The 25,038-nt window shown below is 74.5% G+C and carries 24 protein-coding genes; 7 read left to right on the top strand and 17 right to left on the bottom strand.

The window, feature by feature from the left end; genetic code table 11:
• Window positions 1-162: 162 nt before the first annotated feature.
• The 3 genes from ABZ457_RS17040 to ABZ457_RS17030 are packed head-to-tail and all read right to left on the bottom strand — an operon-like array spanning window position 163 to window position 2,058.
• Complete coding sequence (locus ABZ457_RS17040) at window positions 163-924, bottom strand: DUF3710 domain-containing protein (RefSeq protein WP_359158357.1); 762 nt, start codon at window positions 922-924, stop codon at window positions 163-165.
• A gap of 1 nt (window position 925) precedes the next feature.
• Entirely contained in the window at window positions 926-1,438 is a 513-nt protein-coding gene (gene dut, locus ABZ457_RS17035; protein ID WP_018848136.1) for a dUTP diphosphatase, read from the bottom strand.
• Entirely contained in the window at window positions 1,438-2,058 is a 621-nt protein-coding gene (locus tag ABZ457_RS17030) for a PaaI family thioesterase (RefSeq protein WP_359158356.1), read from the bottom strand. Before ABZ457_RS17030 ends, dut begins: the two co-directional genes overlap by 1 nt.
• 57 nt (window positions 2,059-2,115) lie before the next feature.
• Between ABZ457_RS17030 and ABZ457_RS17025 the strand changes: the two genes are divergently transcribed.
• On the top strand, window positions 2,116-2,574 hold the full coding sequence (locus ABZ457_RS17025) for a DUF3093 domain-containing protein (RefSeq protein ID WP_359158355.1): 459 nt from the start codon (window positions 2,116-2,118) through the stop codon (window positions 2,572-2,574).
• A gap of 34 nt (window positions 2,575-2,608) precedes the next feature.
• Here the strand turns inward: ABZ457_RS17025 and ABZ457_RS17020 are convergent, their stop codons facing one another.
• The 4 genes from ABZ457_RS17020 to ABZ457_RS17005 all read right to left on the bottom strand — a co-directional run bounded on the left by ABZ457_RS17020 (window position 2,609) and on the right by ABZ457_RS17005 (window position 6,188).
• A complete protein-coding gene (locus tag ABZ457_RS17020; protein ID WP_359158354.1) occupies window positions 2,609-3,601 on the bottom strand; it encodes a hypothetical protein in 993 nt (330 codons plus the stop codon).
• 13 nt (window positions 3,602-3,614) lie between these two features.
• Window positions 3,615-3,911 carry a DUF4193 domain-containing protein gene (locus ABZ457_RS17015; protein ID WP_018848140.1) on the bottom strand — a complete coding sequence of 99 codons (297 nt, stop codon included), beginning with the start codon at window positions 3,909-3,911 and terminating at the stop codon, window positions 3,615-3,617.
• A gap of 382 nt (window positions 3,912-4,293) precedes the next feature.
• Window positions 4,294-5,529, bottom strand: coding sequence for an ATP-binding protein (locus ABZ457_RS17010; RefSeq protein ID WP_359158353.1), 1,236 nt, complete (start codon window positions 5,527-5,529; stop codon window positions 4,294-4,296).
• A 5-nt stretch (window positions 5,530-5,534) separates the two neighbouring features.
• Complete coding sequence (locus tag ABZ457_RS17005; protein ID WP_018848142.1) at window positions 5,535-6,188, bottom strand: response regulator transcription factor; 654 nt, start codon at window positions 6,186-6,188, stop codon at window positions 5,535-5,537.
• A 354-nt stretch (window positions 6,189-6,542) separates the two neighbouring features.
• Here ABZ457_RS17005 and ABZ457_RS17000 point away from each other — a divergent pair, with 354 nt between their 5' ends.
• Window positions 6,543-6,710, top strand: coding sequence for a hypothetical protein (locus tag ABZ457_RS17000; protein ID WP_018848143.1), 168 nt, complete (start codon window positions 6,543-6,545; stop codon window positions 6,708-6,710).
• Window positions 6,711-7,313: 603 nt separating this feature from the next.
• Here ABZ457_RS17000 and ABZ457_RS16995 read toward each other — a convergent pair.
• Both ABZ457_RS16995 and ABZ457_RS16990 read right to left on the bottom strand, forming a co-directional pair.
• Window positions 7,314-8,132 (bottom strand): inositol monophosphatase family protein, encoded by an 819-nt coding sequence (locus ABZ457_RS16995; protein WP_359158352.1) that lies wholly within the window; start codon window positions 8,130-8,132, stop codon window positions 7,314-7,316.
• A gap of 32 nt (window positions 8,133-8,164) precedes the next feature.
• The gene (locus tag ABZ457_RS16990) at window positions 8,165-9,292 is read right to left on the bottom strand and encodes a ferrochelatase (RefSeq protein WP_359158351.1); all 1,128 of its coding nucleotides are present in this window, start codon (window positions 9,290-9,292) and stop codon (window positions 8,165-8,167) included.
• 147 nt (window positions 9,293-9,439) lie between these two features.
• Here ABZ457_RS16990 and ABZ457_RS16985 point away from each other — a divergent pair, with 147 nt between their 5' ends.
• A complete protein-coding gene (locus tag ABZ457_RS16985; protein WP_359158350.1) occupies window positions 9,440-10,690 on the top strand; it encodes an MFS transporter in 1,251 nt (416 codons plus the stop codon).
• Complete coding sequence (locus ABZ457_RS16980) at window positions 10,641-11,969, top strand: D-arabinono-1,4-lactone oxidase (RefSeq protein ID WP_359158349.1); 1,329 nt, start codon at window positions 10,641-10,643, stop codon at window positions 11,967-11,969. The genes ABZ457_RS16985 and ABZ457_RS16980 overlap by 50 nt, the downstream gene beginning before the upstream one ends.
• 81 nt (window positions 11,970-12,050) lie before the next feature.
• On the opposite strand, the gene ABZ457_RS16975 is transcribed toward ABZ457_RS16980, so the two are convergent.
• On the bottom strand, window positions 12,051-12,956 hold the full coding sequence (locus tag ABZ457_RS16975; protein ID WP_359158348.1) for a hypothetical protein: 906 nt from the start codon (window positions 12,954-12,956) through the stop codon (window positions 12,051-12,053).
• Between the two features lie 465 nt (window positions 12,957-13,421).
• Here ABZ457_RS16975 and sepH point away from each other — a divergent pair, with 465 nt between their 5' ends.
• Window positions 13,422-14,462, top strand: a complete 1,041-nt coding sequence (gene sepH / locus ABZ457_RS16970) for a septation protein SepH (RefSeq protein WP_359158347.1) — start codon at window positions 13,422-13,424, stop codon at window positions 14,460-14,462.
• Between the two features lie 48 nt (window positions 14,463-14,510).
• On the opposite strand, the gene ABZ457_RS16965 is transcribed toward sepH, so the two are convergent.
• Entirely contained in the window at window positions 14,511-15,341 is an 831-nt protein-coding gene (locus ABZ457_RS16965) for a sulfurtransferase (RefSeq protein WP_359158346.1), read from the bottom strand.
• A 265-nt stretch (window positions 15,342-15,606) separates the two neighbouring features.
• Between ABZ457_RS16965 and ABZ457_RS16960 the strand changes: the two genes are divergently transcribed.
• Window positions 15,607-16,392: a VOC family protein gene (locus ABZ457_RS16960; RefSeq protein ID WP_359158345.1), complete on the top strand. Its 786-nt coding sequence runs from the start codon at window positions 15,607-15,609 to the stop codon at window positions 16,390-16,392.
• A 79-nt stretch (window positions 16,393-16,471) separates the two neighbouring features.
• On the opposite strand, the gene ABZ457_RS16955 is transcribed toward ABZ457_RS16960, so the two are convergent.
• Genes ABZ457_RS16955 through ABZ457_RS16940 form a run of 4 tightly spaced genes read right to left on the bottom strand, consistent with a single transcriptional unit; the run spans window position 16,472 to window position 22,676 of the window.
• On the bottom strand, window positions 16,472-17,122 hold the full coding sequence (locus ABZ457_RS16955) for a thymidine kinase (RefSeq protein WP_359158344.1): 651 nt from the start codon (window positions 17,120-17,122) through the stop codon (window positions 16,472-16,474).
• A gap of 58 nt (window positions 17,123-17,180) precedes the next feature.
• Window positions 17,181-18,383 (bottom strand): nucleotide pyrophosphatase/phosphodiesterase family protein, encoded by a 1,203-nt coding sequence (locus ABZ457_RS16950; protein WP_359158343.1) that lies wholly within the window; start codon window positions 18,381-18,383, stop codon window positions 17,181-17,183.
• Window positions 18,383-18,967, bottom strand: coding sequence for a DUF5998 family protein (locus tag ABZ457_RS16945; protein WP_359158342.1), 585 nt, complete (start codon window positions 18,965-18,967; stop codon window positions 18,383-18,385). Before ABZ457_RS16945 ends, ABZ457_RS16950 begins: the two co-directional genes overlap by 1 nt.
• Before the next feature lie 37 nt (window positions 18,968-19,004).
• Window positions 19,005-22,676, bottom strand: a complete 3,672-nt coding sequence (locus ABZ457_RS16940; RefSeq protein ID WP_359158341.1) for a GNAT family N-acetyltransferase — start codon at window positions 22,674-22,676, stop codon at window positions 19,005-19,007.
• A gap of 163 nt (window positions 22,677-22,839) precedes the next feature.
• Between ABZ457_RS16940 and ABZ457_RS16935 the strand changes: the two genes are divergently transcribed.
• Complete coding sequence (locus ABZ457_RS16935; protein WP_359158340.1) at window positions 22,840-23,121, top strand: HPr family phosphocarrier protein; 282 nt, start codon at window positions 22,840-22,842, stop codon at window positions 23,119-23,121.
• 174 nt (window positions 23,122-23,295) lie between these two features.
• On the opposite strand, the gene ABZ457_RS16930 is transcribed toward ABZ457_RS16935, so the two are convergent.
• The gene (locus ABZ457_RS16930) at window positions 23,296-23,973 is read right to left on the bottom strand and encodes a GntR family transcriptional regulator (protein WP_359158339.1); all 678 of its coding nucleotides are present in this window, start codon (window positions 23,971-23,973) and stop codon (window positions 23,296-23,298) included.
• A gap of 280 nt (window positions 23,974-24,253) precedes the next feature.
• Entirely contained in the window at window positions 24,254-25,036 is a 783-nt protein-coding gene (locus ABZ457_RS16925; RefSeq protein ID WP_359158338.1) for a M23 family metallopeptidase, read from the bottom strand.
• Window positions 25,037-25,038: the final 2 nt, after the last annotated feature.

Below are 25,038 nucleotides of genomic sequence, written 5' to 3'. Positions count from 1 at the left end.
CTGGCCGAGGAGTTCACCCTCCAGGAGCTGGTCGCCCGGATGAACGAGCTGTACGCGAGCTCGCTGGACACCATCATCACCGCGGACGCCGTCTGCCCGAAGGGGCGCGGGCGCACGGTGGGGTGGCCCCGCCGCGTGGCGGCGGGGGCACCCCGGGGTCCGTCAGCGGACCTCGGTGATTTCGGGGCCGCGCTGGAGCTGGCCCATGCCGCCGGAGAAGCGGGAGCCCTCCTGGTCGTCCTGCTGGACGCCCTCGGGGACCATCTGCGCGTCGTCCGGGAGCTTGAGGACGATCGGGTCGCGGGGCGCCATCGGGCCCTCGCCGCGGACCACGACCGTGTCCCGGAAGATCTGCTCCAGCAGCCCGGCCGCCTGCGGCTGGACCGCGCCCTGGCCGGAGATCACGCCGCGCAGGAACCAGCGCGGTCCGTCGACGCCGACGAAGCGCACCAGCTGCACGCCACCCGTGCCGTTCGGGAGCTGGACGGGCACCTGGGCCCGCAGCTCCCAGCCGAGCGGGCCCTCGACCTCGTCGATGATGCCGCCCTGCTGCGTGATGCCGGAGGCGATCTCCTCGCGGACCTCGCCCCAGATGCCCTCCTTCTTGGGGGCCGCGAACGCCTGGAGCTGCACCGCGCTGTCGCGCAGCACGACCGTGGCCGCGACGATCGCGTCGCCCGCGACCTCGACCCGCAGCTCCATGCCCTCGACACCGGGCACGAACAGGCCGCCCAGGTCCACCCGGCCCTCGCCGGGCTTGGAGACCTCGGAGATGTCCCAGGGGCCGTCGGGCCGCGGGGCGGGCGGGAGGTTCACCCGGCGGGGTTCCTCGGCGTCCGTACCGAGCTCGTCGACCTGCTCGGCCTCGCCCGTTGCGTCCGCCGCGTCCTCGGCGGAACCACTCTTCTTGCGACGTCCGAACACGTCACTGTCCTTCCCGGTCGGATACGACCGCAGCGTATCGATTCCCACCCGTAGCGCCGCCCACGGCGGCATGACCGCCGGTGGACCCGAAGCCCCCCTCGGCCCGCGCCGAGCCGGGAAGCTCCGCCACCTCGTGGAAGCGCACCTTCTCGACCTGCTGGACGACCAGTTGGGCGATCCGGTCGAATCGTTCGAACCGCACACTCTCGCGCGGATCGAGGTTGACCACGATCACCTTGATCTCCCCACGGTACCCGGCATCGACGGTCCCCGGGGCATTCACGAGAGCCACTCCGCACCGGGCGGCCAGCCCGGAGCGGGGGTGCACGAAGGCCGCGTAGCCGTCGGGGAGGGCGATCGAGACGCCCGTGGGGAGGACGGCGCGCTCCCCGGGGGCCAGTTCGGCGGCCTCGGTGGTGACGAGGTCGGCCCCGGCGTCACCGGGGTGCCCGTACGCCGGCAGCGGGACCTCGGGGTCCACGCGGCGGATCAGGACGTCGACGGGTTCACGCATCAGGGGTTCACCTCGAAGGCTCGGGCACGGCGGACCTGGTCCGGGTCCGCCATGGCCGCCCGGATCTCCTCGGGACGGCCGTTGTCGATGAAGTGGTCGACCTTGACCTCGATGAACAGCGCGGAGGCGCGCACCGCGACCGGGCCGTCCGGTCCGCCGATGCGGCCGACCGCGGAGGAGTAGATCTTGCGCCCGGCGACGGCGGTCACCTCGGCGTCCAGATGCAGCACGGTGCCGACGGGCACGGGCCGCACGAAGTCGGTCTCCAGCCGGCCGGTGACGGCGATGACGCGCAGCAGCCAGCCGAGCGAGCCCAGGGTCTCGTCCAGCGCGGTGGCCAGCACCCCGCCGTGGGCGAGGCCGGGGGCGCCCTGGTGGGCGGGCTGGACGGTGAACTCGGCGGTGACGCGTACCCCGTCCCGGGCCCGGGTCTCCAGGTGGAGGCCGTGGGGCTGGCCCTCGCCGCAGCCGAAGCAGTGCTCGTAGTGCGCGCCGAGCAGCTCACCGGGGGCGGGGGCGTCGGGGTGCCGGACGGGCGCGGCCCCGCCCGCGGGCGGGGTCAGCGCGGAGGACCCGGACGGGGGGCGCCCGCCGGTCCCCGGGGTGTTCGCGTTGGTCACAGGCGCAGACCTTACCCGCGCGGCCGTCCGGCAGTCGCCCCGTGCCAAGCTAGGGCCATGCAGCCTTCCGCCCCGCAGTACTCAGAACGCCTGAACGCGCCCCGCTCCTGGTGGGTCGTGGTGGTCCTGCTCGGGATCTCCGGCGGTCTGCTGCTGCTGCCGCTGGGCGTGCCGGCGATGCTGGGCGGCCTGATCGGCGCGGGTGCGCTGGCGGGCACGGTGGTCAGTTCCTACGGCTCGGCGCGGATCCGGGTGGTGGCCGGTTCGCTGGTCGCGGGGGACGCGCGGATCCCGGCGGAGGCGCTCGGCGCGGCCGAGGTGCTGGACCCGGAGGAGGCGCGGGCCTGGCGGTCGTACAAGGCGGACCCGCGGGCGTTCATGCTGCTGCGCTCCTATGTGCCCACGGCGGTCCGGATCGAGGTCACGGACCCGGCCGACCCGACGCCGTACGTCTATCTGTCGACCCGGCACCCCGAGGAGCTGTGCGCCGCGCTGGACGCGGTGAAGACGGCCTGAGCCGCGGGGGCGGTCCGGCTGCCCGCCGACTGCCTCAGTGCCCGTGGGCGCCGCCGTGGCCGCCGTACTCCCGGCCGGGCGGGAGCTCACCGCGGAGTACGCCCTCGGGCAGGGCGTCCTCGGGCTGCTCCAGGGGACCGAGGGCGGGCAGGGCGTCCCAGGGGACCTGCCGGGTGCGCAGATCGGCGCGGATGCGGTCGGCGAGCTTTCTGGTGTCCCGCCGGTTCATCACGGCGCCGACGGCCGCGCCGACCATGAACGGGATCAGGTTCGGCACATTGCGGACCATGCGCTTCATGATCTGCTGGCGCAGCTGCTTCTTGAGGTGGGAGCCCATCGACAGGCTGTACGTCGAGGGCTTGGTGACGTCCACCCCGCGCTCCGAGGACCAGGCCCCCAGGTAGGCGGTGCTGCGGTCCTTGAGGCTGCCGGGCGGACGCTGCCCGTAGACCTCGTGGAGTTCGGCGATGAGCTTGAGCTCGATGGCGCCGACCCCGAGGACCTCGGTGGCCAGCTCGGTCGGCATCGCGGGCGGTACGGGCATCATCGCGGCCGCGCCGATGCCGGCCCCGACCGTCGAGGTGGCGGCCGCCGCGCCCGAGACGAGCTTGTCCGCGAGCTGTTCCGGGCCGAGGCCCGGGAACTGGCGGCGCAGGGTGTCGAGGTCGCGCACCGGGATGCGGGGCGCGTTCGCCATGAGGACGTCCGTCAGGTGGCCGAGCATGGCCTTCGCCTGCTCCCTGGTCCTGACGATCCTCTCCCTGGCGCCGGCCCCGCCTCTGGCGACGCCCTCGCGCACCGAGGCCAGGCGTCGGGCCCTGGTCGGGGGCCCTGCCTGGCCTGCTGCTTCGAGCGAGGCCGACCGGCCCCGCCCGTCCTCCTCGTGCGCGCCGTGCGGCAGCAGGGCGTCCTCCCGCCCGGTGGGCGCCGTGGCGTCCCCGGCCGGGTGCTGCGGGCTGCCCTGGTGCTCCCTGGACGGCTTGTGACGCCCGAGGAGCCGCTTCCTGGACGGCTTCCCGTCTGCCACTGGCGGCCTGCCCTCAGTCGCAGTCGCGGCAGATGGGCTGGCCGTTCTTCTCGCGTGCGAGCTGGCTGCGGTGGTGAACCAGGAAGCAGCTCATGCAGGTGAACTCGTCCGCCTGCTTGGGCAGGACCCGGACGGCCAGCTCCTCGTTGGACAGGTCGGCTCCGGGGAGCTCCATGCCCTCGGCTGCGTCGAACTCGTCGACGTCGACCGTGGAAGTGGACTTGTCGTTCCTCCGGGCCTTCAGCTCTTCAAGGCTGTCGGAATCGACGTCGTCGTCGGTCTTGCGTGGGGTGTCGTAATCCGTTGCCATATCGCTCTCCCCCTCTGGGTGTCTGCGGTGTCTCCAGCGCTCGTAACGCGCGAGAGGCCGGACTTGTGCCCGACCTGAGGCGGAGATTTTGCCTCACATCAAGGTCTGTTACTCAATCGACACCCAACCGGATCGCCTGAGAGTGATCGAGTTGGACGGCGACGGTGACCGTACACGGTCCGATCGGCGTCCTCCACGGGCGCCACCCCGTGTACTTCCCGTGGTCACACCCCTGGGAAACTCGGACTTTTTCCGGCTTTCCGGGGGCTTTCACGATCACGGAGAGTAGAGAAGGCGAGAATCGGACCTGTGAGCGATCACACACGGGCCTTCCGGTGACTCGTCCGGAAAATTCCGCTTAAAGCGAACGCGGTCCAGCATCTCAGGTCGGCAGGGTGACACGCATCACAAGGCCGCCCCCCTCTCGGGGCTCCGCGATGATACGTCCCCCGTGGGCCCTCGCCACCGAGCGGGCGATGGAGAGACCGAGTCCGACCCCTTTGTCGCTGCCCGTGCGCTCCTGGCGCAGCCTTCTGAACGGCTCGAAGAGGTTGTCGATCTCGTAGGCGGGAACCATCGGCCCGGTGTTCGAGACGACCAGAACCGCCTGCCCCTGAGCCGTCTCGGTGGAGACCTCCACCCAGCCGCCCTCGGGCACGTTGTACCGCACGGCGTTCTGCACCAGGTTGAGGGCGATCCGCTCCAGCAGGACGCCGTTGCCCTGGACCACGGCCGACTCCCGCTCGCCGCGGATCTCGACACCCAGGGCCTCCGCCTCCGCGTGCACCTGGTCGATGGCCCGGGAGGCCACCTCCGCCAGGTCGACGGGCTTGCGCTCGACGATCTGGTTGTCGCTCCGGGCGAGCAGCAGCAGGCCCTCCACGAGCTGCTCGCTGCGCTCGTTGGTGGCCAGCAGCGTCTTGCCGAGCTGCTGGAGCTCGACGGGGGCGCCCGGGTCGGAGAGATGGACCTCCAGCAGGGTGCGGTTGATCGCCAGCGGGGTGCGCAGCTCGTGCGAGGCGTTCGCGACGAACCGCTGCTGGGCGGTGAACGCGCGCTCCAGGCGCTCCAGCATCTCGTCGAAGGTGTCGGCCAGCTCCTTGAGCTCGTCGTCCGGGCCGTCCAGCTCGATCCGGCGGCTCAGGTCCGAGCCGGCCACCCGCCGCGCGGTGCGGGTGATCCGCCCCAGCGGGGAGAGCACCCGGCCGGCCATGGCGTAACCGAAGGCGAAGGCGATGATGCTGAGGCCCAGCAGCGCGAAGAGGGACCGGCGCAGCAGGTCGTCCAGCGCCATGTCCTTCTGGTGCTGGAGGCAGCTGGTGACCGCGTCGTTGAACTCCTCGCCCGTCACCGAGCCGGGCAGCCGGCACCAGGAGGTCGTCGGCTGCACCTCGCCGCGGACCAGCTTGAAGGGCAGGTCGGCGATGGTGACGTTGAGGACCTGCGCGGTGAACAGGTAGATGATCGACAGCAGCAGGATGCCCGCGATCAGGAACATCCCGCCGTAGAGCAGGGTGAGCCGTATCCGGATGGTCGGGCGCAGCCAGGGGCGGACGGGCTCCCGGGGGTCCCAGGTGGGCTTCGGGGGCGCCCCGGGGGGTGTCGGTGCGGAGGCCACGGCGGTCAGATCCGGTAGCCGGAGCCCGGCACGGTCACGATGACCGGGGGCTCGCCCAGCTTGCGGCGCAGGGTCATCACGGTGACCCGCACGACGTTGGTGAACGGGTCGGTGTTCTCGTCCCAGGCCTTCTCCAGCAGCTGCTCGGCCGAGACGACCGCGCCCTCGCTGCGCATCAGGACCTCCAGCACGGCGAACTCCTTGGGCGCGAGCTGAATCTCCCGACCGTCGCGGAAGACCTCGCGGCGGTTCGGGTCCAGCTTGATCCCGGCCCGCTCCAGCACCGGCGGCAGCGGCACGGTGGTACGCCGGCCCAGCGCCCGGACGCGGGCGATCAGCTCGGTGAACGCGAAGGGCTTGGGCAGGTAGTCGTCGGCGCCCAGCTCCAGGCCCTCGACGCGGTCGCTGACGTCGCCGGAGGCGGTGAGCATCAGCACCCGGGTCGGCATGCCCAGCTCGACGATCCGGCGGCAGACGTCGTCCCCGTGCACCAGGGGGAGGTCCCGGTCGAGCACCACCACGTCGTAGTCGTTGACCCCGATCCGCTCCAGGGCGGCGGCACCGTCGTACACGACGTCGACGGCCATGGCCTCCCGGCGCAGTCCCGTGGCCACCGCATCGGCGAGCAGCTGCTCGTCCTCGACGACGAGTACGCGCACTTCGCTGGTCCTTCCCTCAGGGCCCGTCCCGGCGGACGGGGCTGTTCCGCTCTGTTCCGCTCTGCGCACTGGATGTGCGACCCCATCCTGCCCGTTACGCGCGTAAACCGGCGGTAAGGCGGAAAGCCTTGGGCAGAGGGCCGGGGAATGGGCGGATCGGCGGGGCGGTTGAGGTTTCCGCGAGGGAAGGCGTGGGGAAGACGACTGCACACCCACGATCACGCCTTGTATGTGGCGCGCGTACGACCTGTTCCCGGGTTGATCACCCGCCTCCCGCAGACGGCCCGCCGCCGGCGGGAGGGACCCCAGGCACACCCCCGTGCCGACCGACGACCTAGCCGAGGGGGCGCATCCATGGACGCTTTCACCGCGGGACTCCTGCAGCGCATAAAGGCAGCGGAGACCGACCTGACGAAGGCTCGCGAGACGGGCGACGACTTCCTCGCGGACGTCGAGCAGGCCGAACTCGACGACCTGCACCGTCTGGCCGCCGAGCACGGCGTGAAGGTGAGCGCGGCGTAAGTCGCGTCCCGCACCGCCCCGAGGGCCCCCGCGCCGAGCGCGGGGGCCCTCGCGTGTACGGGGCTGCCCACGAGACGGCCTCGCGGGCGGGCGGGGCGGGGCCGGGCCCCAGGTGGGGCGGGACTCGGGCACGGCCCGAGGGCCGCTCGGGGGCGGGCAGGGCCGGGCCCTGGCGCCGCGGACCGTCGGCCCCTCGCGGGGCGCTCCGTCCCCGGTCGGACCCGGCCCCAAGCCTCGGGCCGGGGGGAACGGGGCCCGAGCGCGGCTCGGGTGTGGGCGCCGGGCCGCTCGCGGGAGGCCGGCAGGTGCGGGCGCGGCGCCACGCTCGGCGGCCGCCTCGCCGGCCCAGACGCCCGGCGGGCACGCGCGAGCAGGACGGAAGGCCCTGCCCCGAGCGCCGGGGCAGGCGGCCGCCCGCGACGTCCCCTCCGTGTGTGGCCCGCCGCGCGGAAGGCCCCGCTCCGAACACCGGGGCAGCTGCTCCGTCCGCGTCGGGCGCGGCCCGAGCCGGGGCGGGGCTGTCCCGGCCCCGGGCCGGGGCGGGTGGAGCCGCAAGCCCGGGGCGGGTCCCGGCCCCGGGGGCCGTGCGGCCCCCACGCGGCGTCAGTCGTGCCAGGCGCCGAAGTCCTCCAGGAGGGTCTGGAGGGGTTCGAAGACGCCCGGGACGGCGGCGACCGTCAGGTCGCCGTCGGGCGGGCAGCCCGGGCGGCCGCCGGTGAGGGCGCCGGACTCGCGGGCGATCAGGTCGCCCGCCGCGAGGTCCCACGGCCGCAGGCCGCGCTCGTAGTACCCGTCGAGGCGGCCCGCCGCGAGGTCCGCGAGGTCGATCGCGGCGGAACCGCCCCGGCGGATGTCCCGCAGCAGCGGGATCAGCCGGTGCGCCACCTCCGCCTGGTGCGCGCGGACCGTCTGCACGTAGTTGAAGCCCGTCGAGACCAGGGCCTGGTCCAGCGGCGGGGCCGGACGGCAGCGCAGCCGCCGCTCCCCCAGGTACGCCCCGCCGCCCCGCACCGCGTGGAAGGTCTCCCCCCGCATCGGCGCCTCGACGACGCCGACCACCGTCTCGCCGTCCACCTCCGCCGCGATGGAGACCGCCCAAGTGGGCAGTCCGTAGAGGTAGTTGACGGTGCCGTCCAGCGGGTCGATCACCCAGCGGACCCCGCTGGTGCCCGGGCTGGCGGCGCCCTCCTCGCCGAGGAAGCCGTCCTCGGGGCGGTGGTCGGACAGGAAGCCGGTGATCAGCTTCTCCGCCGCGATGTCCATCTCGGTGACCACGTCGATCGGGCTGGACTTGGTGCGGGCGACGGCCAGGTCGTCGGGGCGGCCGTCGCGCAGCAGCGCACCGGCCCGGTGCGCGGCCTCGCGGGCGAGGGTGAGGAGTTCGGCGGTCAGGGCGTCGTCGGTCGCGGTGCCGGAGGTCACGGCGGTCTCCTTCGGAGTGGGGCGGCGGGGGCTCAGGCCCAGGGGCTGTCGGCGCCGGCCGCCGCGGGGCGGGGCGCGCGGGCCGGACAGCAGCCGACCGGGCAGAGGTCGTGGCTCGCGCCCAGAGCGCCGAGCGCGCAGCGTTCCGCGTCGATGCCGCGTTCCGTGGCGGCGCGCTCCAGCAGCAGGTCCCGGACGGCGGCGGCGAAGCGCGGGTCGGCGCCGACCGTGGCCGAGCGGCGGACCGGGAGGCCCAGTTCGGCGGCCTTGGCGGTGGCCTCGGTGTCGAGGTCGTACAGGACCTCCATGTGGTCGGAGACGAAGCCGATGGGCACCATCACGACCGCCGGGACCCCGGCGCCGTGCAGGTCCTCCAGGTGGTCGCAGATGTCGGGCTCCAGCCACGGGATGTGCGGGGCGCCGCTGCGGGACTGGTAGACGAGCTGCCAGGGGTGCCCGGTGCCGGTCTCCTCGCGGACGGCGTCGGCGATCAGCCGGGCGACGTCCAGGTGCTGGCGGACGTACGCCCCGCCGTCGCCGTGCTCCTCCACCGGGCCGGAGGTGTCGGCGGAGGCGTTCGGGATGGAGTGCGTGGTGAACGCCAGGTGCGCGCCCGCCCGGACCTCCTCGGGCAGGTCCGCGAGGGCGGCGAGGACGCCGTCGGTCATGGGGCGGACGAAGCCCGGGTGGTTGAAGTAGTGCCGCAGCTTGTCCACCTCCGGCGGGGTCAGCCCCTCCGCCTCCAGCGCGGCCAGCGAGTCCGCCAGGTTCTCGCGGTACTGGCGGCAGCCGGAGTACGAGGCGTACGCGCTGGTCGCCAGGACCGCCACCCGCCGGTGGCCGGCCAGGGTGATCTCGCGCAGGGCGTCGGTGAGGTAGGGCGCCCAGTTGCGGTTGCCCCAGTACACCGGCAGGTCGAGCCCGTGCCCCGCGAAGTCCTTGCGCAGCGCGTCCAGCAGTTCCCGGTTCTGGTCGTTGATCGGACTGACGCCGCCGAAGAGGAAGTAGTGCTGCCCGACCTCCTTCAGCCGTTCGGTCGGGATGCCCCGGCCGCGGGTCACGTTCTCCAGGAACGGGACCACGTCGTCCGGGCCTTCGGGGCCGCCGAAGGACAGCAGCAGAAGGGCGTCGTACGGAGCGGGATCGCGCAGATCGGACATGGGTCGATCCTGCCACCCGGCGGCGGGGCGGGGACGTCCGGCCCGGCCGGTCCGGCCCGGTGCGGGGGCACCGAATACCCCGGTGCGGACGGCGGCGGGCGGCGCGTAATCTGTCAAGGCTGCCCATACGCCTTACCGGAGTCCCCCTTGCCCAGTCCGTACCGCGCGATCTTCGCCACCCCCGGCACCCTGGGGTTCTCCGCCGCCGGCTTCCTCGGCCGGATGCCGCTGTCCATGATGGGCATCGGGATCATGACCATGATCTCGGAGCTGACCGGCCGTTACGCCCTGGCGGGCGCGCTGACCGCGACCCTCGCGCTCTCCGCCGCGGTGCTCGGCCCGCAGATCTCCCGCCTCGTCGACCGGTACGGGCAGCGCCGGGTGCTCCGCCCGGCCACCCTGCTCGCGATGCTCGCCGTCACCGGACTGCTGCTGTGCGCGAAGTTCGAGGCCCCGGACTGGACCCTGTTCGCGTTCACCGCGGTCGGCGGCTGTGTGCCGAGCGTGGGCGCGATGACCAGGGCCCGGTGGGCGGCGCTCTACGAGGGGCGCCCGCGCGAACTGCACACGGCGTACTCGATGGAGTCGATCATCGACGAGGTGTGCTTCATCTTCGGGCCGATCATCTCGATCGGTCTGTCGACGATGTGGTTCCCGGAGGCCGGCCCGCTGCTGGCGGCCGGGTTCCTGCTGGTCGGCGTCTGGTGGCTGACCGCCCAGCGGGCCACCGAGCCCGTGCCGCATCCGGCGGAGCACCACACCGGGGGCTCGGCGCTCAAGTCCCCCGGACTCCAGGTGCTGGTGGCCGCGTTCGTCGCGACCGGCGCGATCTTCGGCGCGGTGGACGTGGTGACCGTCGCGTATGCCGAGGAGGCGGGCAGCAAGGCGGCGGCGAGCTGGGTGCTGGCGGTCTACGCGCTGGGCTCCTGCCTGGCCGGCGCGGTCTTCGGCCTGCTGCACCTCAAGGGCGACCCCTCCCGCAGGTGGGTCCTGGGTGTGTGTGCGATGGCCGTGAGTATGATCCCCCTCCAACTGGCCGGGAGCCTGCCGATCCTGGCCGTGGCGCTCTTCGTCGCGGGTCTCGCCATCGCACCGACCATGGTGACGACGATGACCCTCGTCGAAGCGCACGTACCGCGCAGCAAGCTGACCGAGGGCATGTCCTGGACGAGCACGGGGCTGGCGGTCGGTGTCGCGCTGGGCTCGTCGGCCGCCGGCTGGGTGGTGGACGCGCACGGCGCCGCTGCGGCGTACGCGGTGCCCGGGATCTCGGGAGTGGTCGCGGCCCTGGTGGCGTTCCTTGGATACCGCCGGCTGCGCAGGCCGGTGCCGATGCGGGAGGGACAGCGTGAGCGCAACTCTGGGCAGGCCGAGGAGCGGGCGGAGCACGTGGCGTAACTGGGCGGGGACGGTCACCAGCACTCCCCGGCGCGAGGCGCGGCCGGCCTCGGCCGAGGAGCTGGCGGAGGCGGTGCGCCGGGCCGCCGAGGACGGGCTGCGGGTCAAGACGGTCGGCGCCGGCCACTCGTTCACCTCGATCGCCGCCACCGACGGGCTGCTGATCCGCCCCGACCTGCTGACCGGCATCCGGCGGATCGACCGCTCGGCGATGACGGTGACGGTGGAGTCCGGCACCCCCCTGAAGCGGCTGAACGAAGCCCTCGCCCGGGAGGGCCTGTCGCTCACCAACATGGGCGACATCATGGAGCAGACCGTCGCCGGGGCGACCTCGACCGGCACGCACGGCACGGGCCGCGACTCCGCCTCGATCGCCGCGCAGATCAAGGGCCTGGAGCTGGTCACGGCGGACGGGTCCCTGCTGCGGTGCTCCGAGACGGAGAACCCGGAGGTCTTCGCGGCCGCCCGGATCGGGCTGGGCGCGCTGGGTGTCGTGACGGCGATCACCTTCGCGGTGGAGCCGGTCTTCCTGCTCACCGCGCGGGAGGAGCCGATGCCCTTCGACCGGGTGCTCGCCGACTTCGACGCGCTGCACGCGGAGAACGAGCACTTCGAGTTCTACTGGTTCCCGCACACGGGCAACTGCAACACCAAGCGCAACAACCGCAGCGCGGGCCCGGCCGCGCCGCCCGGCGCGTTCAGCGGCTGGATCGAGGACGAACTCCTCTCCAACGGCGTGTTCCAGGTGGCCTGTTCCGTGGGCCGGGCGGTCCCCGCCGCGATCCCGGCCATCGCCCGCGTCTCCAGCCGGGCGCTGTCCGCGCGGATGTACACGGACATCCCCTACAAGGTCTTCACATCGCCCCGCCGGGTGCGCTTCGTGGAGATGGAGTACGCCCTGCCGAGGGAGGCGGCGGTGGCCGCGCTGCGGGAGCTGCGGGCGATGGTCGAGCGCTCGCCGCTGCGGATCAGCTTCCCGGTGGAGGTGCGGACCGCCCCGGCGGACGACATCGCGCTGTCGACGGCCTCGGGCCGGGAGACGGCGTATGTGGCGGTCCACATGTACCGGGGGACGCCGTACCGCGCGTACTTCACGGCGGTGGAGCGGATCATGACGGCGCACGGCGGGCGGCCGCACTGGGGCAAGATCCACACGCGCGAGGCGGGTTACCTCGCGGAGGTCTACCCGCGCTTCGGCGAGTTCACGGCGCTCCGGGACCGGCTGGACCCGGAGCGGCTCTTCCACAACGCGTATCTGCGACGGGTCCTGGGGGACTGACGCCCCCCGCGCCCGATTGACGGGCGGGGCCCGGGCCCTGGCGACGGGACCGGGCCGAGCGGGCCCAACCCCCGGCCCCGCTCACGGGGTCGGGGCCGGCGAGGCGCCCGGGGCCGGGACGCCCGTGCCGGGGGTGGCGTCGCCGCCGGAGGACGGGGTCGGTTGCGGCGACGGGGTCGAGGGCGGGGTGGTCGGGGACGGGTCGGGTCGCGGGTCGGCGGAGCCGCCGCCCGGCGTGGTCCCGTCGTCCGTCCCCTCGGTGCCCTCGCCGGCGCCCGGGGTGTCCTCGCCCGTGCCGGGCCGGTCGCCGGAGCCCTCGCCGCCCGTGGTCCCGTCGCCGCCGCCGTTCTCACCGGTGCCGTCCGGGGACGAGCGGTCGGACGGGGTCGTCCGGGGGCCGTCGTCGGTGTCGCCCGTACCGCCGCCCGTACCACCGCCGCCGCCGCCGCGCAGCACCGACCCGACGGTGGTGCCGTCCCGCCCGGCCAGGTCCTGGCCCGCGGCCACCTCGTAGACCGTGACGGCGGCCATCGCGACGCCGAAGACGACGGCCGCGGCGGCCAGCGGTCGTTTCCAGCCGCGCATCCGCGTCCCGTAGGTGCTCGGCGCGCCGAACTCGCCCTCCACCGGCGGCCCTTCACCGGCCGGCGCGGCCCCGGGGTCGGCGGCGCCCCGGCCCGCCCGCCCCGGCACCGCCGCCTCGCGGAGCTGTTCGCCCGTTCTGCTGAAGAGGTGCTGGAGGACCGGGCCGCCGCAGGTCGCCACCACGCTGACCACGCCCGCGCCGAGGATGGTTCCGTAGACGCCCAGTTGGGAGGCGAGGACCGCCGCCGCGACGGTCGCGAGGACGCTGCCCGCGACCTGAGGCACGCTCAGCTCGATCCGCCGGGCGGTCGCGCCCTCCGCCACCTCCTCCGCGTCGATCGCCTGCCGCTGCTTCGTCCCGCTGTCCGGCTTCTCTCGCATCTCCAGCCTCTGTCGTCCCATCTGTCCGTACTGCTCCTTTGAGGGACCGCCGGGCGAAGCCGATAGTTCCGTTTCGGGGGATTCTGTGAAGCACGACACCCGCGCGACCGGGCCCGCACCGGGACTCCCGCGCCACTCCAAGGAAGTTGGACGGCGCGGCAGTCCACCCCGGTGGCCCGAATGGAGTACTGTGGCGAACCCTGGGCACGATCGCTTTTGTTGGGGATCGGGCACCAGGTAGGGGGCCGACACCGGCGCTCGATCCGGCGGCGCCGCGGCACGGCACGGAAGTCGATCACCGAGAGTGAGGGGCAATCACTCAGAGTGGCCAACCGACCACCGTCCCACAACGGCGATCACGGGCCCGTGCCCGACACGCCGGTGCAACTCGGCAAGGTTGTGGCAGGCTGCACCCGGGCAGGCCACACTCGACTAGCGGAAGCAGCGACGCAGGTGACGTCGGCAGGCACCACCCGGGAGGTCCCCATGCCCGAACTGCGTGTCGTGGCCGTCTCCAACGACGGCACACGACTGGTGCTCAAGGCTGCGGACAGTACGGAATACACGCTTCCGATCGATGAGCGGCTGCGCGCCGCCGTGCGCAACGACCGTGCGCGCCTCGGGCAGATCGAGATCGAGGTGGAGAGCCACCTCCGCCCCCGCGACATCCAGGCCCGGATAAGGGCAGGTGCCTCGGCCGAGGAGGTCGCCCAGCTCGCCGGCATCCCCGTGGAGCGGGTGCGCCGCTTCGAGGGACCGGTGCTGGCCGAGCGCGCGTTCATGGCGGAGCGCGCCCGCAAGACCCCCGTGCGCAGGCCCGGCGAGAACACCGGACCGCAGCTCGGCGAGGCCGTGCAGGAGCGGCTGCTGCTGCGCGGCGCGGAGAAGGACACCGTCCAGTGGGACTCCTGGCGCCGGGACGACGGCACCTGGGAGGTGCTGCTCGTCTACCGGGTGGCCGGGGAACCGCACTCGGCGAGCTGGACGTACGACCCGCCCCGGCGGCTCGTCCAGGCCGTCGACGACGAGGCCCGCGCCCTGATCGGCGAGACCGACGACACGATCACCCAGGAGCCCAGCTTCCCGTTCGTGCCGCGGATCGCGCGGCTGCCCCGGGACCGGCCGCTCGACCGCACCCTGGACCGGCCCGCCGAGCGCCCCGCGCCCTCGGGCGAGCCGGAGGAGAGCGGCGAACGCGACTCGCTGACCAGCCTGTTGGAGGCCGTGCCCAGCTTCCGCGGGGACATGGTCGTGCCCGAGCGGCCCGCGGAGACCGCCACGGCGGCGATCGAGCCGGTGGAGGAGCCGGAGGCCGAGGAGGAGCAGGTCGCCCCGGCCGCTTCGGCGGGTGCCGGCTCGGCGTACGCGGATGTGCTGATGCCCCGCTCGGTGGCGGGCCACCGCGACCGGCTGACCGGCACCACGGACCGTCAGGCGGAGGCGGACGGCGTCCGCCCGGGCCGCCGCGCGGCGGTGCCGAGTTGGGACGAGATCGTCTTCGGAACGCGGCGCAAGAAGCAGGAGTAGCCCCGCGAGGGCGGTGACCGGGGGCGCGGGTGCCGCGCCCCCGGCGGGTCACTCCGGGTCCGGGCCGGTGGCGACCGGGCGGGCCGGGTCGCGGGACCAGTGCGACCAGGACCCCGCGTACAGGGCCGGGACGAAGCCGGCCAGCTCCAGCGCGACCGCCTGCTGCGCGGCCGACACCCCCGAACCGCAGTACACGCCCACGGTCTTGGTGTCGTCCCCCGCGCCCAGCGCGGCGAACCGCTCGGCCAGCCTGGCGGCGGGCAGGAAGCGGCCGTCGGCGTCCAGGTTCTCCGAGGTCGGGGCGCTCACCGCGCCCGGGATGTGGCCGGCCACCGGGTCGATCGGCTCGACCTCGCCCCGGTACCGCTCCCCCGCGCGCGCGTCGAGCAGCAGCCCCTCGCGCGCCAGGGCCGCGGCGGCGTCCGCGTCCAGGACCGGCAGCGCACCGGGACGCGGCGTGAAGTCGCCCTCCGCCGGGACCGGGACCTCGGTCTCCAACGGGCCCGTCCACGCGGCGAGTCCACCGTCGAGCACCCGGACGTCCGCGTGCCCCGCCCACCGCAGCAGCCACCACGCACGGGCCGCGCCCCAGCCCTTGTCCGCGTCGTAGACGACGACCGGGGTGCCCGCCGAGACCCCGGCCCGGCGCATCGCCGCGCCGAACTCCGCCGTGCCGGGCAGCGGATGACGGCCGCCCTCCCCGGGCGGACCCGCCAGCTCGGCGTCGAGGTCCGTGAACACGGCGCCGGGGATGTGCCCGGCCTCGTAGTCGGGCCGGCCGTGCGGGCCGCCCAGCTGATAGCGGACGTCCAGGAGGACAGGCGGGCGGGGACCGGCCAGTTCGGCCGCGAGCTCGGCCGCGGAGATGATCGGTGTCATACCGCCATCCTCGCGCACCGGCCCGGTCCGCCGGTCTCCCCCGGGCATGGAACTGCCCGATACGGGCAACATCGGACGGGAACCCGCCATCCCGGCGCGGCCCCGGCGCGATGCACGGCCGGTGGTGACACCATCGGCCGGGGCGTCCCCTCCCCCGCGAGCCGCAGGACACACGAGGGGCGGCTCCGGGGCGCACGGTCCTCCGCACAACGGGCGCGCCCCTCCCCTTGCACGGCCACCACGATGGTCCGAGGAGACACTGACGATGACCGAGGCGACTCGGCACACACCCGGCACACCCTGCTGGGTCAGCCTGATGGTGCACGGCATTGACGCCACACAGGAGTTCTACGGAGCCCTGTTCGGCTGGGAGTTCGCGCCCGGCCCGCAGCAACTGGGCCCGTACGTGCGGGCGATGATCGACGGCCGGGAGGTGGCGGGCATCGGGCGGCTGCCCGCCGACCGGGACCTGCCCGTCGCCTGGACGCCCTATCTGGCCACCGACGACGCGGACGCGACCGCCGAGGCGGTCCGCAGCTGCGGCGGCACGGTGGGCGTCGGGCCGCTCGACGCGGGCGACGCGGGCCGTATGGTCATCGGCTCGGACCCGTCCGGCGCGGTCCTCGGGATCTGGCAGGCGGCCGGGCACCGGGGCACGGCGGTGCACGGGGCGCACGGGACCCCGGTGTGGAACGAGCTGGTCACCCGGGAGGCCTCCGCGGTGGCCAAGTTCTACCAGGCGGTCCTCGGCATCGAGACCCGTCCGGCCGGCGCGCCCGGCGAGGACCTGCTGACCCTGCTGGTGGGCGGCCGCCCGGTGGGCTCCGTGCGCGGCGCGGGCCGGGAGCTGTCGCGGGAGCGCGGCCCGCACTGGATGACCTGGTTCGAGGTCCGGGACACCGACGCGGCGGCCCGGGCCGTGGAGGAGCTCGGCGGCCGGGTGGTCCGGCCGCCCGGCCCCGGCCCGGCGGGCCGGGAGGCGGTGGTGGCGGACCCGGAGGGCGCGGTGTTCACCGTGGTGCGCCGGGAAGGCAACGCGATCCCGGTCTGAACGGGGTCCCGGTCTGAACGGAGTCGGCCGGGCCCGGCGGCGCGTCGGCCGGGGCGCACGCCCTGGAGGGCGCGTCGGCTCAGGCGGTCTCGACGGGCAGCACGTCCGGGGAGAGGGCGGCGGCGCGGGCCGTCGCCGCCGTCATCCGCCGCCGGTGGTGCCTGCGGCACAGCACCTCGTAACCGATCTCGTCGGCGGACTGGTTGACGTCCCCGACGACCACCTGCGCGCCCTCGACGACCATCTCGCCGCCGACCGTGCGCGCGTTGTGCGTGGCCCGGGCGCCGCACCAGCACAGGGCCTCCACCTGGAGGACCTCGACGCGGTCGGCGAGTTCGACCAGCCGCTGCGAGCCGGGGAACAGCTTGGAGCGGAAGTCCGTGGTGATGCCGAAGGCGAAGACGTCCAGGTCGAGGTCGTCAACCACCCGGGCGAGCTGGTCGATCTGCTCGGGCGCCAGGAACTGCGCCTCGTCCGCGATCACATAGTCGCAGCGGCCGCCACGGGAGAGATGGGCGACCAGATAGGCGTAGAAGTCGAAGCCCTCGGCCGCCTCCACGGCGTCGGTCACCAGCCCCAGACGGGACGAGAGCTTCCCCTCCCCCGCCCGGTCGTCCCGGGTGAAGATCATGCCCTGGAGGCCGCGGGCGGAGCGGTTGTGCTCGATCTGCAGCGCGAGGGTCGACTTCCCGCAGTCCATCGTTCCGGAGAAGAACACCAGCTCGGGCATGGGAAGTCGACGGCCTTTCGGGTCCGGGTGGGGGGATGCGGGCGGCGGGGGCCCGGGGTCAGGAGCGTACTTCGATGAGCGGGACGAGCTGCTCGGCGGGGGTCATCGAGCCGTGCATCCCGACCATGGCGGACTCGTTGGGCTCGTTGACGGAGGCGGTGATCACCACGTCCGCGCAGGCCGCGGCGACCACGTCGCCGATGCGGCCGAGGACCCGCTCGTCGATCCGGGGCCCGAACCAGCCCGCGGCGACGGCCTCCTCGCGGCCGGCCACCCAGAAGCGGTCGCCCAGCACCTCGCGCCACACGGCGAGGACGTCGGAGGCGGCGCCGGGCACCGCGTACACATGGCGGGCCCGCCCCTCGCCGCCGAGCAGGGCCACGCCCGCGCGCAGCTCCCAGTCCTCGTCGAAGTCGATCCGGGACTCCTCGTCGAACGGGATGTCGACCATGCCGTGGTCGGCGGTGACGTAGAGGGCGCTGCGCGGGGGCAACTGCTCGGCCAGGCGCTGGGCGAGACGGTCGGCGTACATCAGCTGGCCACGCCAGGCGTCGGAGTCCACCCCGAAACGGTGACCCTTGCCGTCGACCTCGCTGTAGTACGTGTAGACGAGCGAGCGGTCCCCCGCGGCCAGTTGCTCCGCCGCCAGGTCCATCCGCTCCTCACCGGAAAGACGGCCGTGGAACGTACCGCCGCTGAGGGCGACCTGGGTCAGCGGGGTCTGCTCGAAGCCCGGCGAGGAGACCTGGGCGGTGTGCACACCGGCGGCGTCGGCGAGCCGGAAGACCGTGGGGTACGGCTGCCAGACGGCGGGCGGGGTCCACGGCCGCCAGCGGAGCTGGTTCATCAGCTCGCCGGTGGCGGGGTCGCGGACGGTGTAGCCGGGCAGGCCGTGCTCGCCCGGGGGGCGGCCGGTGCCGACGGAGGCGAGGGAGGTCGCGGTCGTCGCCGGGAACCCGGCGGTGAGGGGGCGGCCGGTGCCGCCGCGCGAGCTGCCGAGGAGGGAGGTGAGGAAGGGGGCCTCCTCGGGGTGGGACCGGATCTGCTCCCAGCCGAGGCCGTCGATCAGGAAGACGCAGTTCCGGTCGGCCGGCGCCAGCTCCTCGATCCGGGCCTCGAATCCGGGTACCCCCTGCCCGGCCACCAGGGTCGGCAGCAGGTCGGCGAGGGAGCCTCGGCCGTACTCGGGCAGCGGGGCGGAGGCGGTCTCCAGCGGTTCCGGGTCCTCGGGCCAGACGGCGCTGTGCGCGGGCTGCGCCATCAGCGGGTGGCCGCGGTGGCTTCGGAGAGCGCCTGGGCGAAGGCGAGGGTCTGGCGGACGGTGTCCGGGCCGTCGCCCGCCTCGCTCACGCGCAGGCTCAGGTCGTCGGCGGTGGAGTTCCCGGTGTAGCCGTGGTCGGCGTCGCAGTTCGGGTCGCCGCAGGCGGCGGGCTCCAGGTCGATCCGGGACACCGCGCCCCAGCCGATGGTGAGCACGACCTCGCGGGGCAGGGTGCCGGGCGCGTAGGACTCGGGGTTGGCGACCACGCGGCTGACGACGACGGACGAGATCCGGTCGAGCTTGACCGACTCGGTCGACGTGGTCGCGTAGGGGGTGGGAGAGCTGGAGTCGGCGGCCTGCTCGTCGGTGTGGCTGACGATGAAGCGGTTGGCCGTCAGGACCAGGACCGTGACATGGCGGCGGACCTCGTTGGCGTCGAAGGTCGTCTCCTGGTGCACCAGGTACGAGGAGATCGCCTCACCGCCGACGGCGGCCTCCACCGCCTCGGCCACGAGGGCCGGGTAGTAGCCGCTGCGCTCGATCGCCGCGCGCAGGCCCTGGGTCGTCGTGCCGGTCTTCGCCATGCCGTCCATCCTAAGGGGCCTCCGGAGTCCACATCGCTCAGTAGCTGGGGAGGCGGCGGGGACCGAGGTCGGTGCGGGCGGGCGGCGGGGCGAGGCGGACGGACGCGTCCAGCACGGACACGCCGTGCTGGGCGACGACGACCGGCTCCAGGGCCACGGACACGATCTCGGGGTGGTCGTCGACCAGCCGGGAGACTCTCAGCAGCAGGTCCTCCAGGGCGGCGGTGTCGACGGGGGCGGAGCCGCGCCAGCCGAACAGGAGGGGCGCGGTCCGGATGCCCCGGATCAGCTCGCCGGCGTCCCGGTCGGTGACGGGGACGAGGCGGTGCGCGGTGTCGCCGAGCAGCTCGGACGGGGCGCCGGCCAGGCCGAAGGAGAGCACGGCGCCGACGGCGGGGTCGATCACGGCCCGCACCACGGTGTCCACACCGCGCGGGACCATCGCCTGGACGACCGGCTGCAGTTCGGTCGCCTTGCCGAGGGTGCCGGTGAGTTCCTGGTACGCCTGGCGCAGCTGGGTCTCGTCCGCGAGGTCGAGCCGGACGCCGCCGAGGTCGGCGCGGTGGCGCAGATGGGGTGCGGTGGTCTTCAGGGCGACGGGGTAGCCGAGGCGGGCGGCCGCGTCGGCGGCGGAGTCGGGGTCGGAGGCGGGGAGCGTGGGGCGGACGCCGATGCCGTAGTGGGCGAGGAGCGCGCGGGCGTCGGCGGGGGCGAGGGTGAAGCCGCGGGTGTCCGGCTCGCGGCCGAGCAGCTCCTCGATCCGTGCGGCGGCGCCGCTCTCGTCGATCTCCTCCTGCTCGGGAACCCGGCCGGGGTCGGCGGCCTCCCGCCGCCACTGCGCGTACCGCGCCGCCTCCGCGAGCGCGCGGACGGCCCGCTCGGCGGCCGGATACGCGGGGATCCGGCGCGCGCCGGGCGCGGGCGTCACGACGGGCGCGGCCTCGGCGGCGACCGGGTCGCCGCCGCTCCCGGGCGGCGGGGGCGGGGCGGGGCGCGCGGGGGCGCCTGCCGATGCGGGGGCGGTGCTTCCGGGGCCGGGCGCTTCCGGAGCGCCGCCGCCCGCCGCCTCTGCGGCCTGGCCGCCGGGGCGCGGCGCATCGCTTCCCGGGCCTGCCGCTCCCGCGGCCCGTCCGCGCCCGTTCCGCCGCAGCCCGAACCAGGCGCGGGGGCCGCCGCGTGCGGGGGCGGTCGCTCCGTGGCGGTCCGCCCCGGGGGCACCCCTGCCGTCGCGGCCCGCCTCGCCCTCGCGGGCCGCCTCCACGCCAGAGACCGCCCCGCCCTCGCGGGCCGCCTCGCCGGAGGGGGACGCCGATCCCTCGCGGCCCGCGCCCACGCCATGCGCCGGTGCCGCGTCGCCGTCGTGGCGCGCGTCGTTGGGGCCGCTCACCGACGCGGCGGTCCGGTCCGCAGCGGACCCCGCCCCCTCGCGGGAGGCCGAGTCACTCCGGGGCGCCGGCGCGCCCGCGCCGGGTCCCGGTGCCGCACCGGGGTTGTTCGCCAACGCGCTCGCTGGGGCTCCGCCCGCGCCGGGCGGCGAAAACTCGGGCCCGGGTCCCGGATCCGGTGCCCGCTCCGGGCCCCCGGCGGAAGCAGACGGCGTGGCCGCACCGGGCCGGGGCCCGGTGGGTAGGGAGGCGGACGCCTCCGCATCCCGGCCGCCGGACGCGGCGGCGACCGACCGCGGCGCCCCCGCGCCGGGTCCCGGTGCCGCAGCGCCGTCATGGGCGTCGAGCCCGATTGCCGGGTCCGGGGCACGCCCGGGTTCATCGCCGGAGCCCGTCGCACCGGACGCGGCGGCGACCGACCGCGGCGCCCTCGCAGGGCCCGCGCCCCCGCGGCGGGACGGCGACGTGCTGGACGCCGCCGCGAGGGCGTCCGCGAGCGCGCCCATTTCGACGTGGACGACCGCGACCGGCTTCGCCGGGCTGGTGGCGGAGGCGTCGGTGAGGGCCGCCGCGAGGTCCTCGCCGTCGCCGGAGGCGGTGGCTCCGTTCTCGCCGACCCAGGGGATCGCGGTGACGATCACCGCGTCGCACCCGCCGTCGTCCAGCGCCCGGGTCAGCGCCGCGCGGAAGTCCGCCGGGGTCGCCGCCGTGGTGAGGTCCACCGGCGGCAGCGGACGGAGTCCTTCCGTGAGGCAGGCGTCGTAGGCGAGGAGCCCGAGGGACTCGGAGTTGCCGAGGATCGCGACCCGGGGGCCCGCCGGCAGCGGCTGGCCCGCCAGCATCAGGCCCGCGTCGACCAGTTCCGTCACCGTGTCGACCCGGATGACCCCCGCCTGGCTCAGCAGCGCGCCGACCGTCGTGTCCGGGATGCGGGTGGTCGGGACGGCGTGCCCGGCCGGGGCGCTGCCGCTGTGCCGCGCGCCCTTCACCACCACGACCGGCTTCACCGCCGCCGTGCGCCGCGCGAGCCGGGTGAACTTGCGGGGGTTGCCGATGGACTCCAGGTAGAGGAGGACCACGTCCGTGCCCGCGTCCTCGTACCAGTACTGGAGGAAGTCGTTCCCGGAGACGTCCGCGCGGTTGCCGGAGGAGATGAAGGAGGACAGGCCCGCGCCCCGCCGGTGCAGCCCGGCCAGCAGCGCGATGCCGATCGCGCCGGACTGGGTGAACAGGCCGATGCGCCCGGCCGCGGGCGACTCCGGGGCCAGGGAGGCGTTCAGCCGGACGGCCTCCGCGGTGTTGATGATGCCGAACGCGTTCGGCCCGATGATCCGCATACCGTACGAGCGGGCCAGCCGCACCAGTTCGCGCTGCCGCTCCCGCCCCTCCGGCCCGCTCTCCGCGTATCCCGCGCTGAGGACCACGAGCCCCTGCGCGCCGTGCTCGCCGCAGTCCGCGACCGCCTCCGGCACCCGCTCGGCGGGCACCGCGACGACGGCGAGGTCCACAGGCCCGTCGATCTCGCCGAGCGAGCGCACCGCGGGGACGCCGTCGATGGTGCCCAGGTCCTCGGGGAAGGCCCGGTTCACCGCGTGGACGCGGCCGGTGAAGCCCGCGCCCTGGAGGTTGCGCAGGACCGTGCGCCCCACTCCGCCCTCCCGGCGGCTGACGCCGACGACCGCCACCGATCCCGGGGTGAGCAGCCGCTGCACCGAGCGCGCCTCGGCGCGCTGCTCGCGGCCGCGCTGCACCGCGAGGGACTTCGCGGTGGGCTCCAGCTCCAGGGTCAGCCGGACGGCCCCGTCCTCGAAGCTGCGCCGCTGGGTGTAGCCGCCGTCCCGGAAGACCTTGATCATCTTGCTGTTGGCGGGCAGCACCTCCGCCGCGAACCGGCGGATGCCCCGCTCGCGGGCGACCGCCGCGATGTGTTCGAGGAGGGCCGAGGCGACGCCCCGGCCCTGGTGGTCGTCCTGGACGAGGAAGGCGACCTCCGCCTCGTCCGCCGGCGCCTCGGCCGGCCGGCCCTGCTCGTCGATCCGGTCGTAGCGGACGGTCGCGATGAACTCGTCGCCCACCGTCATCGCGAGGCCCACCCGGTTCACGTAGTCGTGATGGGTGAAGCGGTGGACGTCCTTGTCGGAGAGCCGGGGGTAGGGCGCGAAGAAGCGGTAGTACTTCGACTCGTCGGAGACCTGCTCGTAGAAGCTGACAAGACGGTCCGCGTCCTCGGTGGTGATGGGGCGGATCCGGGCCGTCCCGCCGTCGCGCAGGACGACGTCGGCCTCCCAGTGGTCCGGGTAGGCGTGCTCCGGCTCGGTCTGCATGGGGCAAGCGTACGGCGGTGCCACCGGTCGCGTGCCGGGTTGTGGACAGGCAGGCTGGGAACGCCGTTCGGCCGTGCTGCCGGGGCCCCGCGCCCCGGCGGGAGCACGCCGCACCATATGCCACACTGGTCTAGACAACCCGTAGCACTCGAAGGGCAACACCATGGCTGAGCGTCGCGTCAATGTCGGCTGGGCCGAGGGCCTCCACGCCCGCCCCGCGTCCATCTTCGTCCGTGCCGCCACGGCCTCCGGCGTCCCCGTGACGATCGCCAAGGCCGACGGCAACCCGGTCAACGCCGCCTCGATGCTGGCCGTGCTGGGCCTGGGCGCCCAGGGCGGCGAGGAGATCGTCCTCGCCTCCGACGCCCCCGACGCCGAGGCCGCGCTCGACCGCCTGGCCAAGCTGGTCGCCGAGGGCCTGGACGAGCTGCCCGAGACGGTCTGACCCGCCGGCCACCCGCCCCGTACAAACCCGGAAGCCGCGGCGCCCCTGGCGGGGGCCGCGGCTTTTTCGTGCACAAGGGACACCGGGAATTCCCCGGAAGGCAGAAAGGGAGCGGAAAAGGGCGGGCGCAGAATACCGGCACAGAATACCCACCTTTTGTATACGGCCCTTTTGTTAATGCCGGACGCTTCCGATGTTTACGGGATGTTGCGAAGTCCTCACACGCTCCGTCCGCCGCAGCCGGTGCGCCCCCGCGGCCCGCTCCGCGTGCAGGGCCGTCAGCGCCCGGGCCCGCTCCACGTCCCCGCGGGCGACCGCGTCCACGATCGCGCCGTGCTCGGCCCAGGACTCCACCGGGGCGGCCGGCTGCTCCACGGAGTACATCCAGGCGATCTTGCGGCGGAGCTGGGTCAGCAGCGCGGTCAGCCCCGGGCTGCCGCACGCCTGCGCCAGCGTCTCGTGGAACCAGCCCCCCAGCGACCGCAGATCCTCGCCCTGCCCCCGGCGTGCCCGGTCCTGACCCAGCCGCACCAGGCCGCGCAGCACCTTCAGATGGGCCTCGGTGCGCCGCTGCGCCGCCCGCGCCGCGGCGAGCGGCTCCAGCAGCAGCCGGATCTCCAGCAGGTCGGCCGCCTCCTGCTCGGTGGGCTCCGCGACATGCGCACCGGCGTGCCGGCGGGTGACGACGAAGCCCTCGGACTCCAGGGTGCGCAGCGCCTCGCGCACCGGGACCCGGGAGACCCCGTAGCGGCGGGCGAGCTGCTCCTCGGTCAGGCGGCTGCCCCGCGCGAAGACCCCGGAGACGATGTCGTCCCGGATCGCCGTGCATACAGAGTGCGCGGGAACGCGCATGGCCGGACCTCCGTGGATCGCACGAAAAGCTGCACCGATTGACTCGTGTCCCGTGACTCTATTCCAGTCCTCGGGATTTTCCGAAGGCCCGCGGGAATCCACGGCATAATCTTCAGGACTTTTGGCCGGAACCGGTGGAATGCGCGCGGCGCGAAGTCGACCGCGCGGCGCGAAGTCGACGGAGGGCCGCGGGGACGCCGCAGGCCCCCGGCGCGGTGCCGGGGGCCTGCGGGCGGAAGCAGCCGGTCGGGCGCGGCGCCTCAGACGTTCACACGGTGCCTCAGACGTTCACACCGCGGGCGCGGAGGTAGGCGACCGGGTTCATGTCGGAGCCGTACTCGGCCGTGGTGCGGGCCTCGAAGTGGAGGTGCGGACCGGTGGAGTTGCCGGTGGAGCCGGAGAGGCCGAGCTGCTGGCCGGGCACGACCTGCTGGCCCACGGAGACGGAGACCGAGGAGAGGTGCCCGTACTGGGTGTAGGTGCCGTCGTTCATCTTCAGCACGACGTTGTTGCCGTACGCGCCGCCCCAGCCGGCCTCGACGACCGTGCCGGAGCCGACCGCGACGACGGAGCTGCCCATGGGGGCGCGGAAGTCGACACCGGAGTGGCTGCCGGAGGACCAGAGGCTGCCGCCGGTCTGGTAGCCGGTGGTGACGTACGAGCCGGCGATCGGCAGCCGGAAGGAGTTCAGGCGCTTGCGCTCGGCCTCGCGGGCGGCGCGCTCCTTGGCCTCCCGGGCTTCCTTGGCGCGGGCCTCGGCCCTGCGCTTGGCCTCCGCCTCGGCCTTCGCCTTGGCGCGGGCCTGGGCCTGGGCCTCCTCGGCGGCCCGCTGCTGGGCGGCGGCCTGGTCGGCTATCTCGTCGGCGAGGGTGCCGACGGAGACGACCTGGGTGAGGCCGGTGTCCTCGACGGAGGCGGCCTCGGCCTCGGCGGCGAGCGCCGGAGAGGCGAGGGTGCCGATGACGCCGGTGGTGGCGATGGTCGCGATGCCGGCGAGGCTCGCGGTCCTGCGCGTCAGACGGCTCGGGGCACGGTGCTTCCCGGTGGCACGGGTGAACGCCATGG

This window comes from Streptomyces sp. NPDC005805, assembly GCF_040630445.1.
In the GTDB taxonomy this organism is placed as follows: domain Bacteria; phylum Actinomycetota; class Actinomycetes; order Streptomycetales; family Streptomycetaceae; genus Streptomyces.
This window is presented reverse-complemented; position numbering and strand designations above follow the sequence as displayed.

Bases quoted from the DNA above. Each gene is read 5' to 3' on its own strand.
- ABZ457_RS16925 (WP_359158338.1), bottom strand. From the start codon at position 25,036: ATGGCGTTCACCCGTGCCACCGGGAAGCACCGTGCCCCGAGCCGTCTG.
- ABZ457_RS17015 (WP_018848140.1), bottom strand. From the start codon at position 3,911: ATGGCAACGGATTACGACACCCCACGCAAGACCGACGACGACGTCGAT.
- ABZ457_RS16960 (WP_359158345.1), top strand. From the start codon at position 15,607: ATGACCGAGGCGACTCGGCACACACCCGGCACACCCTGCTGGGTCAGC.
- ABZ457_RS16935 (WP_359158340.1), top strand. From the start codon at position 22,840: ATGGCTGAGCGTCGCGTCAATGTCGGCTGGGCCGAGGGCCTCCACGCC.
- ABZ457_RS17025 (WP_359158355.1), top strand. From the start codon at position 2,116: ATGCAGCCTTCCGCCCCGCAGTACTCAGAACGCCTGAACGCGCCCCGC.
- ABZ457_RS17000 (WP_018848143.1), top strand. From the start codon at position 6,543: ATGGACGCTTTCACCGCGGGACTCCTGCAGCGCATAAAGGCAGCGGAG.
- ABZ457_RS16975 (WP_359158348.1), bottom strand. From the start codon at position 12,956: ATGGGACGACAGAGGCTGGAGATGCGAGAGAAGCCGGACAGCGGGACG.
- ABZ457_RS16990 (WP_359158351.1), bottom strand. From the start codon at position 9,292: ATGTCCGATCTGCGCGATCCCGCTCCGTACGACGCCCTTCTGCTGCTG.
- ABZ457_RS16930 (WP_359158339.1), bottom strand. From the start codon at position 23,973: ATGCGCGTTCCCGCGCACTCTGTATGCACGGCGATCCGGGACGACATC.
- sepH (WP_359158347.1), top strand. From the start codon at position 13,422: ATGCCCGAACTGCGTGTCGTGGCCGTCTCCAACGACGGCACACGACTG.
- ABZ457_RS16955 (WP_359158344.1), bottom strand. From the start codon at position 17,122: ATGCCCGAGCTGGTGTTCTTCTCCGGAACGATGGACTGCGGGAAGTCG.
- ABZ457_RS16945 (WP_359158342.1), bottom strand. From the start codon at position 18,967: ATGGCGAAGACCGGCACGACGACCCAGGGCCTGCGCGCGGCGATCGAG.
- ABZ457_RS16950 (WP_359158343.1), bottom strand. From the start codon at position 18,383: ATGGCGCAGCCCGCGCACAGCGCCGTCTGGCCCGAGGACCCGGAACCG.
- ABZ457_RS16965 (WP_359158346.1), bottom strand. From the start codon at position 15,341: ATGACACCGATCATCTCCGCGGCCGAGCTCGCGGCCGAACTGGCCGGT.
- ABZ457_RS16940 (WP_359158341.1), bottom strand. From the start codon at position 22,676: ATGCAGACCGAGCCGGAGCACGCCTACCCGGACCACTGGGAGGCCGAC.
- dut (WP_018848136.1), bottom strand. From the start codon at position 1,438: ATGCGTGAACCCGTCGACGTCCTGATCCGCCGCGTGGACCCCGAGGTC.